Origin of the sequence: Chitinophaga vietnamensis, from assembly GCF_902167635.1 — a bacterium.
Lineage (GTDB): Bacteria > Bacteroidota > Bacteroidia > Chitinophagales > Chitinophagaceae > Chitinophaga > Chitinophaga vietnamensis.
On the sequence record NZ_CABHMS010000007.1, the window covers coordinates 280,724 to 297,043 of the forward strand.

Below are 16,320 nucleotides of genomic sequence, written 5' to 3' on the forward strand. Positions count from 1 at the left end.
TCTGCTATTTCCAACCTCCTCCTGTGCTCCTGTACAATTCTACAACAGCAGTCAAAAGGTTGCTATGGATATTTGCAAGTCCCAGGTCCGCTTGTAAAGCATTGCTTTGCGCGGTAATGACTTCTAAATAGTTCGCCATATCTCCCTGGTATAGCAAGAGCGCATGCTCGATGGCCCGGTGCAGATCAGTAGACTGTATGTAGGTTGCCCGTTCTTGTTGTTTCAGTTTATCTATTTGCGCCAGCGCGTTAGACACTTCGCCTACAGCGCGCAGCACGGATTGCCGGAACGCGATCTCTGAATTATCGCGATTCAGCCTGGCTACCTCATATTGCGTTTTGTATTGCCGCCTGTTGAAGACGGGCTGCACAATGCCACCCGCTGCATTCGCCAGCCAGGAAGCCGGTTTGAACCAATCGCTGGCTTTCAACGACTCAAACCCGATACCGGAAGTGATCGTGAGCTTGGGATACATATCCGCCGCAGCCACGCCTACACGGGCATTTGCGGCCATCACGTCCAGCTCCGCGGCACGCACATCCGGACGGCGGCTCACAATGGAGGCAGGCAAGCCCGCCGGCAAGCTGGAGGGCACGGCCATATCTGTCAGCTTCACACTCCTGGCAATCTCGCCAGGATAGGCTCCTGTCAACAATTGCAGGGCATTTTCCTGCAGGGTGATATATTGTTCCAGCAATGGTATCTGCGCGGCGATGCCTTCCCGCTGCGCCTTTACCTGGTCGATGGATAATTGTGTCACATTGGGGGTGCCGGCATTCATCAGCAGCGTGGTGATCTGCAACGTGCTATCGCTCAGGGTGAGGTTCTCTTTGGTGATGGTCAGTTGCTTATCGAGCATCAGCAAATTGTAAAAACCTTTGGCGATATCTGATACCACCGTTGTTTGTACTGCTTTCCTAGCTTCATAGCTTTGCAGGTATTGGTCTACCACGGCTTCTTTCTGCCGTCTGATCTTCCCCCATATCCCCAGCTCCCAGGTGAGATTAAGCGTCACCTGGTGATCCTGGAAATAGTTGCTTCCCTGCATCAATGCGCCATTGAAGCTGTTGCCGGACGGATGGTTATATTGATATCCAGCCTGTGCATTTAACTGCGGCGTCCAGAATAGTTTTGCCTGCTTCAGTTGCTGATCGGCGATATCGATGTTCTTTAAAGCGGTCAGCATATTGTTATTACGTGCAATACCTTTCTCTATCAGCGCCTGCAAAGCCGGCTCCGTGAAAAAAGTATTCCATGGCATGTCTGAGATCGAAGAAGTGTCGCTGTAACTGAGGCCATTGTACTGCGCCGGCAATTGCAGATCCGGACGCTGGTAGTCGCGGGTAACTTTGCAGGAAGCAATGACAACGACTACCACCGGAGCTAACAGCAGATAACGCATATAATCTTTGCGGTCCATTATTATTTAGAATTTATACTTGTCTGAATGAAAGTTATTGTACTGCTACCTGGCGCGTCCGGACAGACGCGGCTTTCCGGGCAGATATCTTTTCCTGCATGTACTGGAAAATCACGAACAATACGGGTATCAGGAATATGCCGAGCACCACACCGGAAAGCATACCGCCAACAGCGCTCCATCCGATAGAATGGTTACCCTGTGCAGAAGCGCCTTGCGTAAAGATCAGCGGCAGCATACCCACGATGAATGCAAAGGAGGTCATGAGTATCGGGCGTAAGCGCAGATGCGCCGCTTCCAGCGCGGCTTCTACGAGTGTGTGCCCCGCTCGTCGCCTTTGCACGGCAAACTCCACGATCAGGATGGCGTTCTTGGCGATGAGACCTATCAGCATAATCAAGCCTACCTGTACATACACGTTGTTTTGTACGCCACCGAAACCGATAAACGCAAACACGCCCAACAAGCCTGTAGGCACGGTGAGGATCACCGCCAGCGGCAGCACATAGCTTTCATATTGTGCGGCCAGCAGGAAATACACGAAGAATACGCTGAGCAGGAAGATGAACACCGTTTGGTTACCGGCCTTGATCTCTTCCCTGCTGATACCGGTGAACTCATAGCCATATGAAGCGGGCAATGACTGTTTGGCCGTAGCCTGGATGGCTTTGATCGCGTCGCCGGTACTGTAGCCCGGTTTGGGGATCACCTGTATCTGCACAGCCTTGTAAAGGTTGTTGCGGGTCACCACTTCCGGGCCATAGGTGCGCACAAACTTGGCGACTGTAGACACGGGCACCATCGTGCCGAGATTATTCTTTACATAGATACCATCCAGCGAACTTTCGTCTACGCGGTAAGGCACATCGGCCTGCGCCATCACGCGGTAGTATTTACCGAAACGGTTAAAGTCTGTCACGAAGCTGCTACCATAATACACCTGCAAAGTGTTCATCAGATCGCTGATGGAAACGCCGAGTTGTTTGGCTTTGATATCATCTACTTCCAGGTTGTATTGCGGGTTGCTGGTATTGAAGGTGGTGAACGCTGTAGCGATCTCTTTTCTTTTGGAAAGCTCGCCAATAAAGGCCCATGCGGTGTTTCCCAGTTGCTGCAATGATCCGTCTCCCCTGTCCTGCAAGGTAAATTCTGCACCGCTCACGTTACCGAAACCTTGCACGGTAGGGAAGTTCACGAATACGGTCATGGCATCATGCACCTGGCTTGTTTTAGCGATCAGGCCGCCGGCAATCACATCCGGGTCTGTTACAGCGCCTCTCTCTTTGATGGGCTTCAGGCGCGAGAAGATAGCTGCCTGCGGCGAAGAGGTGGCAAAAGTGATGAGGTTAAAACCGTTGATCACCCAGGAGCCGTTTGTGGATGGATCTTTGTCGATGATATCACTGATCTGCGCGGTGGCGGCTGTGGTCCTGTCCAGCGAGCTACCCGCAGGTGTTTGCACAACTGACAATACGAAACCCTGGTCCTCGTTCGGGATAAAGCCGGTAGGGCTGTTTCTCATCAGCACCACGCTGCCCAATGTAACCAGCAGCAGCGCTGCAATGGCCACCCACTTGTTCTTCAACAGGAATTTTATACTGCCTACATATTTATCCGTCATCGCATTGAAGCCGGTGTTAAAGGCAGTGAAGAAACGTTTGCCAAGACCCGCTTTCTTCTCTTCTTCCGCATCCGCATGATGGTTTTTCAACAGCAGGGCGCACAAGGCAGGACTGAGCGTTAACGCATTGATCGCAGAGATGATGATGGCGGTAGCGATCGTAAAGGCAAACTGTTTGTAGAACACGCCGGCAGGGCCTTGTACAAAACTCACCGGCACAAATACGGCGGCCATCACGAGGGTAATGGAAACGATCGCACCGGATATCTCGCTCATCGCGCTGATGGTGGCCTCTTTCGGCGCCAGGTGCGTTCGAGCCATCTTCGTATGCACTGCTTCCACCACCACGATGGCATCATCCACCACAATGCCGATGGCCAGTACCAGCGCAAAGAGTGTGAGCAGGTTGATGGTAAAGCCCAGCAGCTGCATGAAGAAGAAAGTACCTACGATCGCTACAGGAACAGCAATCACCGGTATCAAAGTAGAACGCCAGTCTTGCAGGAAAACAAATACCACCAATGCCACCAGTATGAAGGCGATGATCAGTGTTTCTTTTACCTGGTCGATAGAGGCATCCAGGAAGTTCTTCACATTGTACATAATCTCGAAACGGGTGCCCACCGGGAGTTTCGGCGTAAACTCTTTCAGCTGCCTTTGTACTTCTGTAAGGATCTCGTTGGCATTGGAGCCAGGTGTTTGCAGGATGGCAAAACCGGAGGTAGGCTTGTTGCTCAACTTGTTGGTGGATGTATAACTATATCCGCCAAACTCAATACGGGCCACATCTTTCAGTCGAAGTACGGAGCCATCGTTATTGGATTTGAGCACCATATTTTCATAGTCCTCGTTCTTATTCAGCTTGCCTTTATATTTGATGATGTATTCAAAGGAGGCGCTGCTTCCCTGTCCCAGCCTGCCGGGCGCCGCTTCGATGTTCTGGTCCCTGATGGCGTTCATCACATCCTGCGGAGACAGGTTGTTGGCGGCCAGGCGTTCGGGCTTCAGCCAAATGCGCATGGAATAATCCTTGGCGCTGAACACCGTTGCCTGCGCCACACCGGGAATACGTTGCAGTTGCGGAATAAGATTGATCCTGAGATAGTTTTCCAGGAAAAGCTCATTATAACCTTTGGTGGTATCAAAAGCCTGCAAGCCCACGAACATGATAGTACTGTTCTGCACTTTTTGTGTGGAGATGCCCGCCTGTATTACTTCCTGTGGCAGCTGGCTATTGGCTTTCGATACACGGTTTTGTACGTTCACCGCATTGATATCCGGATTGGTACCTTGCTTGAAATAAACGGTGAGCGTATAGTTACCGTCGTTGCTGGAGTTGGAGGTCATGTAGCTCATGTTCTCCACGCCGTTCACCGCTTCTTCAATAGGCGTGGCCACTGCGCGCGCTACTACTTCCGAGTTGGCGCCGGGATAGTTGGCCGTTACCTGAACAGATGGCGGCGCAATATCCGGGAACAAAGTAATGGGTAATGTGAGAAGGGAGATCACCCCGAGTGATAGCAATATGATAGACACCACCGTAGATAATACGGGACGTTCAATAAATTTTCGTAGCATAAAATGAGATTGTGATGCAGCGGACAAAGCCGCAGAAATAAATAATGTTTTCCGGGAACAGACCACTAAATTGGTTTCGCTCTCAGCAGGCTATCCATGGAAGCCATTTTCGGCTGGATGGCCATTCCATCTTTCAATCCGCCCATCAGCAAGGTAGATTGAGAAGACAACACAATCCGTTCTCCTTTCTTTACGCCATCGGCTACAAAATAGTAGTTAGGTGTTTTGCCGGCAATGGTGAGCGACCGGGTCACTACTTTGTTACTGTCGGCTACGAGGTAAACGAATATTTTGTCCTGTATTTCAAAGGTGGCTTCCTGGGGCACCACCAGTGCGGACGACAGCGTAGTGGGTATCCTGATCTTGCCGGTGCTGCCGCTTTTCAGCGTTCCGGATGCATTAGGAAACGAGGCTCTGAAATTGATGGCGCCGATCGTTTTATCGAATTGTCCTTTTGCCAATTCTACCTTTCCTTTTTCCGGGTACACGCTGCCATCAGCCAGCACCAGTTGTACCGGGGGCATTGATTTTACTTTCTCCGCAATGGATTGGCCCGGGTATTTTTCTGTGAATTGCAGAAAACCTGTTTCGCTCAGGGAGAAATACACCCTTACTTCTTTTGTTTCAGAAACAGTGGTGAGCGCGCCTGGCATGCCTTTGGTGACCAGGCTGCCGGTTTTATAAGGGATGCTGCCGATGTAACCATCGCCCGGCGCAGTGATAGTAGTATACCCGATATTGATGCGGGCTGCTTCTACCTGCGCTTCGGCTTGTGCTACATTGGCCTGCGCGGAATGATATACTGCTTCAGCTGATTTCAGTTGTATGTCAGATACCACTTTCGCCGCCACCAGCGGTTTCAGTTTGTCAACATTGATCTGCGCATTTTCCTGCGCTGCTTTTGCCGCCTGCAAATTGGCCATGGCGTTGTGAAGTTGTTCTTCATAAGGCCTTTTGTCGATGTGGAATAACACCTGCCCTTTGTGTACGGCGGCGCCTTCATCTACCGCGATGTCTGTTAAATAACCATCCACCAATGGTCTTATTTCTATATCGCGGCTGCCTTGTATAGCGGCAGTGAAATCCTGGTAAGTAGTAGCGGGCAAAGCACTGACGGCCACCACAGGCACGGTGGGCGGCGCGTTGTTAACTGCCGCACGTCCGGCACAACCGTATAAACCAGTCATGAAAGAAAGCGCCAGGCCCCCGGCCAGTAGCTGCCTGAGATGTAAACGGTATGATTGATGATTCTTTGCGGTCATATAGTATAGTATTAGAAAATGAACATGTAATGCAAAAATTAAAGGGTAACCATTTGGTTACAAATATATGCGTAACCAATTGGTTACACAATTTTTTTTTCAGATTTTTTTTCAAACATTCAGGATGGGGAATGAAAACGGCGCAGGTAGGTAATATAAGCGGTGATGCTTTCTTCCATCACTTCCTTATCCATTTTATAATCCACATCCGGGTTACGCATCATGACAATGGAAATAAGCCCGTGCAGCATACTCCAGAGCAGGGAGGCCCTGAAATCAATTTCATGCTCGTTCATTCTTTGCAGGTAATCTATCTCCTTCATGGCGTTACCGATCAGGCGGCCGAAAATATTCAGCTCGGGCTTCAGCCTGCCTGTGCTGGAACAGGGCATGCCTATGCCATACATCAGTTGATAATATTCCCTGTTTTTGAAAGCAAAATCCCAGTAGGCGCAAGACAACCTTTTCAACTGCTCCTCGGGTATGGCGCAGGATACCAGGGCGGCGTTCAGATCTTTTTTAAGAAGATGGAATCCTTCGAGCGAAAGTTCGAACAGCAGGGCTTCCTTGTTGTCAAAGTATTCGTAAATCACCGGTACGCTATATTCTATGACATCGGCTATCTTCCGGACAGACAATGCCTGCCACCCTTCCATTTTCACCAGTTGTTTCGCTGCGTGCAGGATACTTGCCTTAACTTCTTCTCTGTGTCTTAATTTACGTTCTGATATACCCATCGCTAACACTGTTATTTTTTCTGGAACGGTTAGATTTTATACCGGTGATTAACGATGTAAAGCTATGACGCAAAAAAACGTGGATGTTTATACAAAAAGCAGGAAGACTGATACAAATTGCGGGTGGCCCGCTAAATAAATCCGGTCGGGATAAATCAATTAGAACCGGAAATGGCATATTTTTACGGAATTGGCAATCACTGATCCGATCATGAAAGTACACCGGCACATTCCAACATATCCACTCTCAGACTTTATTCAGCACATTATTTACGTTAGCGGATCATTATCAATACCCTACATCAAAGAGCTTCCGGAAGGCGGGATAAACCTCGTGATCGAACTGAATGAAAATACCCTGAATACAGTTTATCCCGAAATAAACGCCGCTTGCAAAAAAGAGGTGAAGCATGCCTGGATCTCGGGGATGCAGAAACAGGCGATCCATTACAAAAACAATCCTGATTCCACTATCATCAGTATCCGTTTTACGGTGGGCGGCTTTTTTTCGCTTACGAAGATACCAGTTACCGTATTGGACGACGTGGGCATTGAGGCCGAAGCTGTTTTTGGAAACTCCTTCACGCGATTGTATGAAAAACTACTCAATGCCGCCGCCCTGGCAGAAAAGTTCGCGTTGATCGAAAACTACTTTTTACAATATTCGGTTGAAGAGAACATGGGATACCATATCGTGAGGTTTATAAACCAGCATATCGACAAACCCATCGACTGGTTGGTACAGAAATCCGGCTATTCCCAAAAGCACGTCATTCACCTGCTTAAAACATATACGGGCTTCTCACCCAAATACCTGCAAAGAGTTCATCGGCTACAGCAGGTGATTACTGAAATCCAAAAAAACAAAACCCATATCGACTGGTTCTCCATCATCCACCGGTATGGCTATTTTGACCAGGCCCATTTCATAAAAGACTTTGCCTTTTTTACAGGGCTAAAGCCAATGGAGTACCTGAGATCTCAATTGGCCCTGGATGAAAACGAGCTGGTGCCCGAAATGATCCTGCAATTTCCTAATGATAACCCGGATGCAAAGTAAACCCTGACTTACCGACAAATGTCCCTGGTAAATTTTTTACAATGACAGGAAAAGCCTGCCAAGTACCTTTGTATCGAACAAAATAAAAACAACGATTTATGAAACCTTTTAGCATTAATGTACCGCAAGAAACTCTGAACGATTTATCAGCAAGACTTAAACAAACAAGATGGACAGATGAACCTGAAAATGCCGGATGGAATTATGGCACCAATCCAGGATATTTGCGGGAATTGGTGCGCTACTGGCAAACTGAGTACGATTGGAGAACCCACGAAGCGGAGATCAACCAGTTTCCCCAATACAAAACTGAAATAGACGGCATTACCATTCATTTCATTTATGTAAAAGGCCAGGGAGAAAATACTTCGCCGCTGATCCTGAGCCATGGATGGCCGGATTCATTCTATCGCTTTCTCCAGATCATTCCGATGCTGACCAATCCAACTGAAGGCGGGCGTTCCTATGACCTCGTAATCCCTTCCATACCCGGATTCGGATTCTCCCAGCAAACAGCTGTGAACAGCGATAAAACGGCAGCCCTGTTCAATAAACTCATGACAGAAGTACTGGGATATTCCTCCTACTTTGCCGCAGGCGGCGATATGGGCACTTTGATCACGAAGTCGCTGGCAGTGCAGTTCCCAGGCAATGTAAAGGCTATTCATTTAACGGATGTAGGCTATCCCAACGGCAGCGAGGACTGGGCAACGATGACACCCGCCGAACAGGCGTTTGGGCAACAAATACAACATTGGTTCTTTACAGAAGGCGCGTTTAATATGATCCAGTCAACCAAACCACAAACCCTGGGTTATGGGCTCAACGACAGCCCCGTAGGACTGGCCTCCTGGATCATCGAAAAATTCCATGCCTGGAGCGACCACGACGGAAACCTCGGCAATAGCATTAGGATGGACAAACTGATCACAAACATTATGATCTACTGGGTAAGCCAATCTATTAATTCCTCCATCAGAACATATGCCGAGAATGCCCGCGCCAGTTATATGGGAGGACTACAATCCTCACAACGGGTAGGCGTACAAACAGGCGTATCGCTGTTTCCCAAGGAAGCCCAATTCCCTAAAGAATGGGCGGAAAGGATGGCCAATGTTGTGAGCTTCAATGTACTGGGCAAAGGAGGTCATTTTGCAGCGATGGAACAGCCTGAAGTCTATTCCAGGGAGCTTGCCGGATTCTTTGGAAAAATGTAATCGCATTGCTGCATCTTCGTTATTAAAGAGCGCCTCAAAAGTAAATTTGAGGCGCCCTTTTTCTTTTTTTAGTTCCTTAAAAAGCGGATCAATGCTGCCGGATGATCTGTCTGCATCCCTGCTACGCCTTCCGCCAGGGCTTGCCGCCATTGCGGCGGGCCTTCATCTTTCGACTGCACATCCAGCCATACCGCTACGCCGCGCTGTTTGCACAAGGCCAGCATCTCCTTTGTATATTGTCCACGCGAGCCGTCTATCGCCGATACCGGGAACTGATCGAGGAAACCCGCCAGCGATGCGGCATCCCGCACAGTATCCGGCACGCTGCACATCAGCGGCATAGTGGGCGCTACTTCCCGCCATTGCCACAATTGCGCTTCTGCATTAGCATATACCACTACCCGTTTTTCCATTTTAAATTCCTTTATCAACTTGTACGCTGCCACAACATCGGCCTCTTTAAAATCAAGATAGATATTCACTTTCTGCCGGCATAAACGTAGCACATCACGGAAGCCAGGTATCTGGCCCTTTTGGCAAAGCTGCGCCCATGAGCTGCTGCGGATGTCCATCCCATGCCATTGTTCGCCATGAGAGATCACCAGCTGGCTGTCGGCCGTCATGCGCAGGTCTGTTTCTATGTAATCCGCGCCCAGCCTGATGGCGCTGGCATAAGCAGCTAAAGTATTTTCCGGCAATGTAACATGATCGCCCCGGTGCGCAATCACCACCGGATGATGCGCAGCCGGCGGCAAGGGTGGTCGTACGGGCATCTGCAGGCCTAACAAAAAAATCAGGAATGATAGCATAGCGCTTATTTTAAATACCACATGAGCGTTGTAATGGCATCGGCTCCCTGCCGCGCCACGGCGGCGGTGTACTGATCCAGGTTATAAGACTGCTCCGCAGATGGATAGATATACCTGCTGGGAATGCTGCTCACCGCGGCCAGCGGCCCGGTCACAAACACCGGGTAACCTGTACGGCGATGATCAAACCAACCCTCCGCCCCTTTCAGGAAACCAGCGATCCATTTCTGCGTGATCAGCTGCGACAACGTACCATTGTATTGCACAGCTGCCTGCAACTGGTAATCGCTGGCTGCCTTCCCGGTGATGCCATAATAAGCAAGCGAAGCGCTGATACCTTTGTTATACAGGGTGGCAGCGGTTTCGCCGGGCACGGTCACTTTCCCTGCCTGCGCTGCTTCTGCTAAAATGAAGCACTGTTCCGCATAAGTGATCAAAGCAGCTTTCAACAGATCATTGCTATTCTGGTAAAAAATATCTGCGAGCAAAGAAATATGTTCTTCTCCGCCATTATAATCATAAGGAGAACGGATGGCATTGGGCACACCTACATAAGGATGCGGATCTACCGTATAACCTGCAGGTTTGGCCACTGGCGCCACCCACACGGCCAGGCGCGGGTCGTTGAGGCGCAGCAGCGTATCAACGATCTCCTTGCTCGGTTTATATTTATTGATCTCCGTTGCGGAATTGTTCAGGTTACCGCCTGGCCAGGCATTGTTTTTACTAATACCCAGGTATTTCAATTCAGCATTATCTGCATTACCTGCCAGCAGCGGATACTTGTCTGGATGATCCAGTATATTTTGCATCTCCGTATAGGCGTTACCGTAATGTTTTGCTGCACGCAGCAGCAAACGCAAACGCAGCGCATTCGCGAAGCGCCGCCACTTGATAGCACTGCCACCATAAAGGATGTCGTAGCCAGGATCGATCGCCTGGGTATTGGAGGCCAGTGTATCATTGGCGGCTGCCAGCGTTTGCAACAGGGAGGGATAGATAGTTTCTTGTTTATCGTATACCGGGTGCACGATATTGCTGTCTTTCGATAACAACGCCGCGGAGTAAGGAATATCGCCGTAGAGATCTGTGATATAGGCAAAGTTGAACACCTTCAGTATATCGGAGATAGCGGTATACTGATGCATGTTGTTAAGAGCGGCGAGGTCGTGAAATGTTTTATTGATGCTAAGGGTATTATAATAAGTATCCCAGCTATCGGCGGACCAGCCAAACAAGTCCACGCCTTCATTGCGCACCTTGGTAATATAGCGTGCCGCTTCTGCGGGCTTGTCCAGAAAGGCGTCGTCCTGGTAGGGATAAGCGGTTTGCACTAAAGTGGTAGACAAAAGGTACTGCGGGCTCACCGTAGTAGCGTTATTGGGATTGGTATTGATGTCGCCGAACTGTTTGGTACAGGCGCCGAAGAGGAACATTGATCCCAGCAGCAGCGATGAATATATCTTTCTCATAATGATCGCAGATGATGATTAAAAATTAAGACCCAGTTTAACTCCATATGATCGTGTATAGGGCAATGACCAGCTGGAAGTACCCGGCGTAATGCCGCCACTGCTGATGGTCATGGCGGTTTCAGGATCATAGCCTTGCCCCGCCGCGGTCCAGCTGAAAAGGTTGCGGGCAATGAAGGCGATAGACAGATTGGAAACGGGCAGGCGGCCGGTTTGCGCCTTGCTGAACAGGTAGCTAAGACTTAGCTCGCGCAGCTTTACATAAGTGGCGCTGAAAGTATTGCGGGAATGCATTTTCCAGTAGTAGTCGCCGTAATAACTTTCCGGATCGGTGATGTTGGTATTTTTCACATAGCCGCCGTTGCCGTCAGACACATAACCATCTTCGATCATGCCATCGGTACGGTTGCTGCTGCCATCGTTCCAGCTCAGGCCCCCGTGTTGTGGATCGCGGCCCTGAAGCGTATTGGTGGTGCGGCCGTCCGACAAGAGGTTCATATACATGTAAGAGAAGAACTGCCCGCCCATGCGCCAGTCGATGAGCATGTTGAGTGTCCAGTGCTGATACGTGAAAGTGTTGCTGAATCCCAGCATGAAATCGGGATTGTAATTGCCGATCTTCACTTTGTCGGTGGCGTATTGCGAATGCCCTGTGTTGTCGAGTAATTCTTTTCCTTTAAAAGGCCCGTCGGGCACGGTTTTCCAGGTAACGCCCCACATATCTCCGAGTTGTTGTCCTTCGCGTATCTGGTAGTCGATCCCTTCGGCATTGCCTTGCAGGTATTGTGTGATACCTTCAGATAATTTGATCACTTTGTTGCGGTTGCGGGTGAAATTGATGCCGGTTTCCCAGATAAATTTCCCGGCTACCGGTGTGCCGTTCAGGCTGATCTCCCATCCCCTGTTGCGGATTTCGCCGGCGTTGATGATCTTGCCATTATAGCCGGAAGCCATGGTGGTAGGCGTTTGTATGATCTGGTTACGGCTGTTGGTAGTATACCAGGTAGCATCCAGTCCGAGGCGGCCATGGAAGAACTTCAGTTCTGTTCCCACTTCATAAGAGGTAGCGATCTCCGGTTTCAGGTTGTTATTTTTAAGCATCTTGCTGAAGTCGGCCATCTTCACATTACCCCAATCCGGCGAGCTGAAATAAAAATTGTTATACAGGCTGTAAGGGTCTGTATCCTTGCCCACTTTCGACCAGTTGAGGCGCAGCTTGGCGTACGACAGCGCCGCATTGTTGAGATGCAGCATATCCGACAGTATCAGGCTGAGAGAAGCCGAAGGATAGAAATAAGCATTGTTACCTGCCGGCAAGGTGCTGGACCAGTCATTCCTGGCAGTGAGATCGAGGAAAGCATAACTGCGGAAAGCGATCTCGCCCATGCTGTACAAGCTGTTGATCCTTTTGCGGGAACGGAAAGAATTGTTGGCCACCGTGCCTGCGGCGGCATTGGAGATGTTATACACACCCGGCATCACCAATTGCCCGGCTGATTGCGACTCGCTGTTATAGCGCTGGTCCATGCGGTTGCCGCCGCCAGAGATAAAGAAAGACCAGTCTTTATTGATCTCGCGTTTGTAGGTCAACAGGAAATCTGTGTTCTGTTCACTGTTGAAGAGGTCACCGATATAATAGCCGCCATAGGGATTTTTCACGGCGCTGAAAGCGCGTTTGCTTTCATCTGTTTCAGAGAACATATCCAGGCCGCTGCGGCCCATCAGGGTGAGGCCTTTCGCCAGTTCCATCGTTAACTGAACATTGCCGGTGAGGTGGTTGCGATTATATCCGTTGGTGAGCTGATAGGCAACGAAATAAGGATTATCCGTACTGCCCTGATCCTGTGAAAACTGCTGTAGTCCGTCTTTCCCGGCCATCCAGTAATTTTTCAGCAACTGTGAATTGATGTTGGCCGGCATGGTATACAGGATATACGCAGAGCTGCCACGGTTGAACGTTGGCCGGTTATCACTTTTATTATTCGTATAGCCGACATTGGTAGTTACTTTTATTTTCCTGCTCAGTTCATAACCGGCAGAAAGGTTGATGGTATTGCGTTGCAGGTCGGTATTAGGCGTGATACCGGTATTCCGCAGGTTGGTATACGATAGCCGGAAATTGCTGCCGGTAACCGCTACGTTGCTGGTATAAGTGGAACCTGTCTGGAAAAAATCTTTCACACGATTGGGATAGGCTACCCAATCGGTGGCGATAAGGTTGCCGCTGGCGTCCCGCGGGCTGTTCCACTGAATATGTTTGGCGCCCTGATCCAGGCGCGGGCCCCAGGAAGAGGTAGATAAAGTATTGGTAGGATCAGTAGAACCAGTGGCATCTCCTGCGCCAAATTCATTTTGAAAATCGGGGAACTGCCAGGCTTTATCGAATATCGCGGAGAAGTTGACATTTACGTTGAGGCCTTTCCGTGCCTTACCCGCGCCGGTTTTGGTAACGATCAATATCACGCCGTTGGCGGCGCGGCTGCCGTAGAGGGCCGCAGCGCTGGCGCCTTTCAGCACGGTGATGCTGGCGATATCATCCGGGTTGATATCTGAAACAGGACTGCCGTAATCAACGGTCACCTGCCCTACCGGCTGCGAAGGCGATCTGTTGGCCGATGCTACCGGCACACCATCTACTACAAACAGCGGGCGGTTATTATTAGCGATGGAAGATGAACCACGGATCGTTACCAACACAGAAGCGCCAGGATCAGAGCTGGCCGCCCTGATATCCACGCCCGCTACTTTGCCGGAAAGTGAATTGAGCACGTTCACATCCTTCACGGTATTGACTTTCGAGCCATCCATGGTGGCGATGGAATAGCCCAATGCTTTTTCTTCCCGCTTGATGCCCAAAGCTGTTACCACTACGGCCGATAGCTCTTTGGTATTGGTCACCATTTGCACATTGAGCAAGTCCTTGTCATCTACTTTTACTTCTTTACTGAAATAGCCGATAGAGCGGAATACAAGTGTGCTGGTATGCGCATCGGTTTCTATCACATAGCGTCCTTGTTCATCAGATATGACACTCTTGCCAGATGCAGGATCGGAGATCGTCGCGCCAGGCACCGGTTCTCCTTTTTCGTTGCGAATAGTACCGCTGATGGTGTGGCGGTCCGGAGTGTTCGCCTGCTTTGCGGCGGCAGGTATGCGACGTACGGCATAGTCGGTGCTGCTGAGTTGCTCCAGCATCAGGCCCAAAGGCCGTAACAGGTGATTGACGCGCGCGGCGTCGAAACTGCCGGAAACAGGCAACTGCTCTTGCAGTATATATTTATCTGCAATGGCTGCACTGCTGTAATTAAAGTTGACATGAAAAGTGTTTTGCAGTTGCTGCAAAGCGGTGATCAGTTTGATCGGATCTTCACCGGGATGTGCCTGTCCGCGCCAAGGTATAGACAATAGGAGCATGATCAGGACGAAGTACCTGTTCAGTTGTTGTTTCATAAAAAATTTAAAGTGATATGATACTATTGGAAAGTAATCGTTTGGCCTTCCTGCACTACGGTTCCTTTATCGAATACGGCACGGATGGCAGCCAGCAGCATGGGCAGCTTATCCGCCGGCACGGAACCGGTGAAGCGTTCCTGTTGCAGCGCGGTGTTTTTCCACCTGACCTGGTAACCATAATTATCTGCAATCACCTGCGCCACCTGTTGCAATGGAATGTTGTTGAATACGAGGCGACCATTCTTAGGCGTGATAACGCCTGCGAGGTGCAATGCTTTCAGTCGTTTGTCTGTAACATCCAGCTGTACTGCTTCTCCGGGCAATAGCCGGTAGCTTCCTCCGCCATCAGCCCATCCGGTGGCGGCGGCGGTCACCTTCCCTTCTTCCAGCCTTACCTCTATATGCTTCCTGCGATTGTAAACATTAAAAGCGGTGCCCATCACCTTTACATCAAGACCGCCGGTATGCACTACAAATTTCGGGTGGAAGCCGGCAGGCTTTTTCGTGACCTTAAAAAATGCTTCCCCATCCAGCCATACAGCCCGTTCTTTCCAGGAGAGCCACCAGCTGCTGTAACGCAGGGTGGAATTAGCATTGAGCGTAACGATAGAACCATCTGGCAGCCTGACTATTTTCGTACTGGCGTAACCGTTAACAATGGTGGTGCTGCGGGTTGCCAGCAAGTAAAAAGTGGCGGCCAGCACCAGCAGTACCGAAGCGGCTATAGCGGCCCTGCGCACCCAAAGCTGTATCAGCTTCCCTCTCAGCCTGCCGTCTATCTGACGTTTCACCGCCTCGATCTCATCGGCTGATAATGCGGTTTCCTGTGCACGTAGGCCAGCCAGTATGTTTGTTATCTTTTGTGTTTGATTGTCCATCGTCATCTATAAGAGGAAAGGATGATGAAAAATACCCTCAGGAAAATGAAAGTTTTTTTAAAAAAAATTCAGCTTTCCAGTAATCCGGAGAGTTGCTGGTTGCCGGCAAAGGCCTCACGCATCTCCGCGAGCGCCCGGTATATCAGCGTGCGGGCGTATTTCACTTCTTTCATCGACATGATATCAGCGATGCCATCATAGCCGATGTTCTCAAAAAAATACAGGTATACGGCCTCTCTTTGCCGGTTGCTGAGCTGATTGATCACTTGTTGTACTACCAGTTGCAGGTGACTATCCTGTTGTTTATGGATCAGGGGATGATCGGCGGAGAGCTCCAAATGGAAATCATAGGCATCTTCTTCTTCCAGGTTCAGCGTAGAACGAACCTTTTGCTGCCGGAGGGTTTTCAATAATTTTCTTCTGGCGGATACAAAGAGATAACTCTTCAGCTGCCGGATATTTCCACGGCGGGAACTTTGGGTAAATAGCTCGATAAAAAAATCCTGCAATACATCTTTAATCAGGTCTCTGTCGGCCGTAAACTTGCTGCAATACTGGAACAGTAAAGGAAAGTAGGTGTAGTACAAGCTATCAAATGCTTCCTTGTTTCCTTTGCAAAATCGCTCCCAGAGCCGGGATTCATCTTCCTGTTCTACGGCCGTTTTATTCATATATGCAGATTTGGCACAGCGCAACCGCAAAGCTATCGGATTATCCCTCGGGAGTATATTAAGTTTGTGTTATCGGCTCGCAAAGGCGCAAAGGCGCAAAGCAGCAAAGATCGAAGCGCCTTTGCTGCTTTGCGCCTTTGCG

11 protein-coding genes are annotated in these 16,320 nt (G+C 49.8%); 2 read left to right on the top strand and 9 right to left on the bottom strand.

Annotated features, from left to right (window positions below):
- Positions 1–4: 4 nt before the first annotated feature.
- From FPG75_RS19870 to FPG75_RS19885, 4 genes are all read right to left on the bottom strand, one after another.
- Entirely contained in the window at positions 5–1,420 is a 1,416-nt protein-coding gene (locus tag FPG75_RS19870; protein ID WP_143309154.1) for an efflux transporter outer membrane subunit, read from the bottom strand.
- Positions 1,421–1,454: 34 nt separating this feature from the next.
- Positions 1,455–4,619: an efflux RND transporter permease subunit gene (locus tag FPG75_RS19875; protein WP_143309156.1), complete on the bottom strand. Its 3,165-nt coding sequence runs from the start codon at positions 4,617–4,619 to the stop codon at positions 1,455–1,457.
- 65 nt (positions 4,620–4,684) lie between these two features.
- A complete protein-coding gene (locus FPG75_RS19880) occupies positions 4,685–5,881 on the bottom strand; it encodes an efflux RND transporter periplasmic adaptor subunit (RefSeq protein ID WP_143309158.1) in 1,197 nt (398 codons plus the stop codon).
- Between the two features lie 119 nt (positions 5,882–6,000).
- Positions 6,001–6,618: a TetR/AcrR family transcriptional regulator gene (locus FPG75_RS19885; RefSeq protein ID WP_143309160.1), complete on the bottom strand. Its 618-nt coding sequence runs from the start codon at positions 6,616–6,618 to the stop codon at positions 6,001–6,003.
- Between the two features lie 211 nt (positions 6,619–6,829).
- On the opposite strand from FPG75_RS19885, the gene FPG75_RS19890 reads away from it, so the two are divergent.
- Both FPG75_RS19890 and FPG75_RS19895 read left to right on the top strand, forming a co-directional pair.
- Complete coding sequence (locus FPG75_RS19890; protein WP_143309162.1) at positions 6,830–7,678, top strand: helix-turn-helix domain-containing protein; 849 nt, start codon at positions 6,830–6,832, stop codon at positions 7,676–7,678.
- 98 nt (positions 7,679–7,776) lie between these two features.
- Positions 7,777–8,895, top strand: a complete 1,119-nt coding sequence (locus tag FPG75_RS19895; protein WP_143309164.1) for an epoxide hydrolase family protein — start codon at positions 7,777–7,779, stop codon at positions 8,893–8,895.
- Positions 8,896–8,963: 68 nt separating this feature from the next.
- On the opposite strand, the gene FPG75_RS19900 is transcribed toward FPG75_RS19895, so the two are convergent.
- The 5 genes from FPG75_RS19900 to FPG75_RS19920 form a co-directional block, all read right to left on the bottom strand.
- Entirely contained in the window at positions 8,964–9,704 is a 741-nt protein-coding gene (locus FPG75_RS19900; RefSeq protein ID WP_143309166.1) for a glycerophosphodiester phosphodiesterase, read from the bottom strand.
- Between the two features lie 5 nt (positions 9,705–9,709).
- The gene (locus FPG75_RS19905; RefSeq protein ID WP_143309168.1) at positions 9,710–11,176 is read right to left on the bottom strand and encodes a SusD/RagB family nutrient-binding outer membrane lipoprotein; all 1,467 of its coding nucleotides are present in this window, start codon (positions 11,174–11,176) and stop codon (positions 9,710–9,712) included.
- Positions 11,177–11,194: 18 nt separating this feature from the next.
- Positions 11,195–14,626, bottom strand: a complete 3,432-nt coding sequence (locus FPG75_RS19910) for a SusC/RagA family TonB-linked outer membrane protein (RefSeq protein WP_143309170.1) — start codon at positions 14,624–14,626, stop codon at positions 11,195–11,197.
- Positions 14,627–14,649: 23 nt separating this feature from the next.
- Positions 14,650–15,507 (bottom strand): FecR family protein, encoded by an 858-nt coding sequence (locus FPG75_RS19915; RefSeq protein ID WP_161596861.1) that lies wholly within the window; start codon positions 15,505–15,507, stop codon positions 14,650–14,652.
- Between the two features lie 68 nt (positions 15,508–15,575).
- Positions 15,576–16,178 (bottom strand): RNA polymerase sigma factor, encoded by a 603-nt coding sequence (locus FPG75_RS19920; RefSeq protein ID WP_143309174.1) that lies wholly within the window; start codon positions 16,176–16,178, stop codon positions 15,576–15,578.
- Between the last annotated feature and the right edge of the window lie 142 nt (positions 16,179–16,320).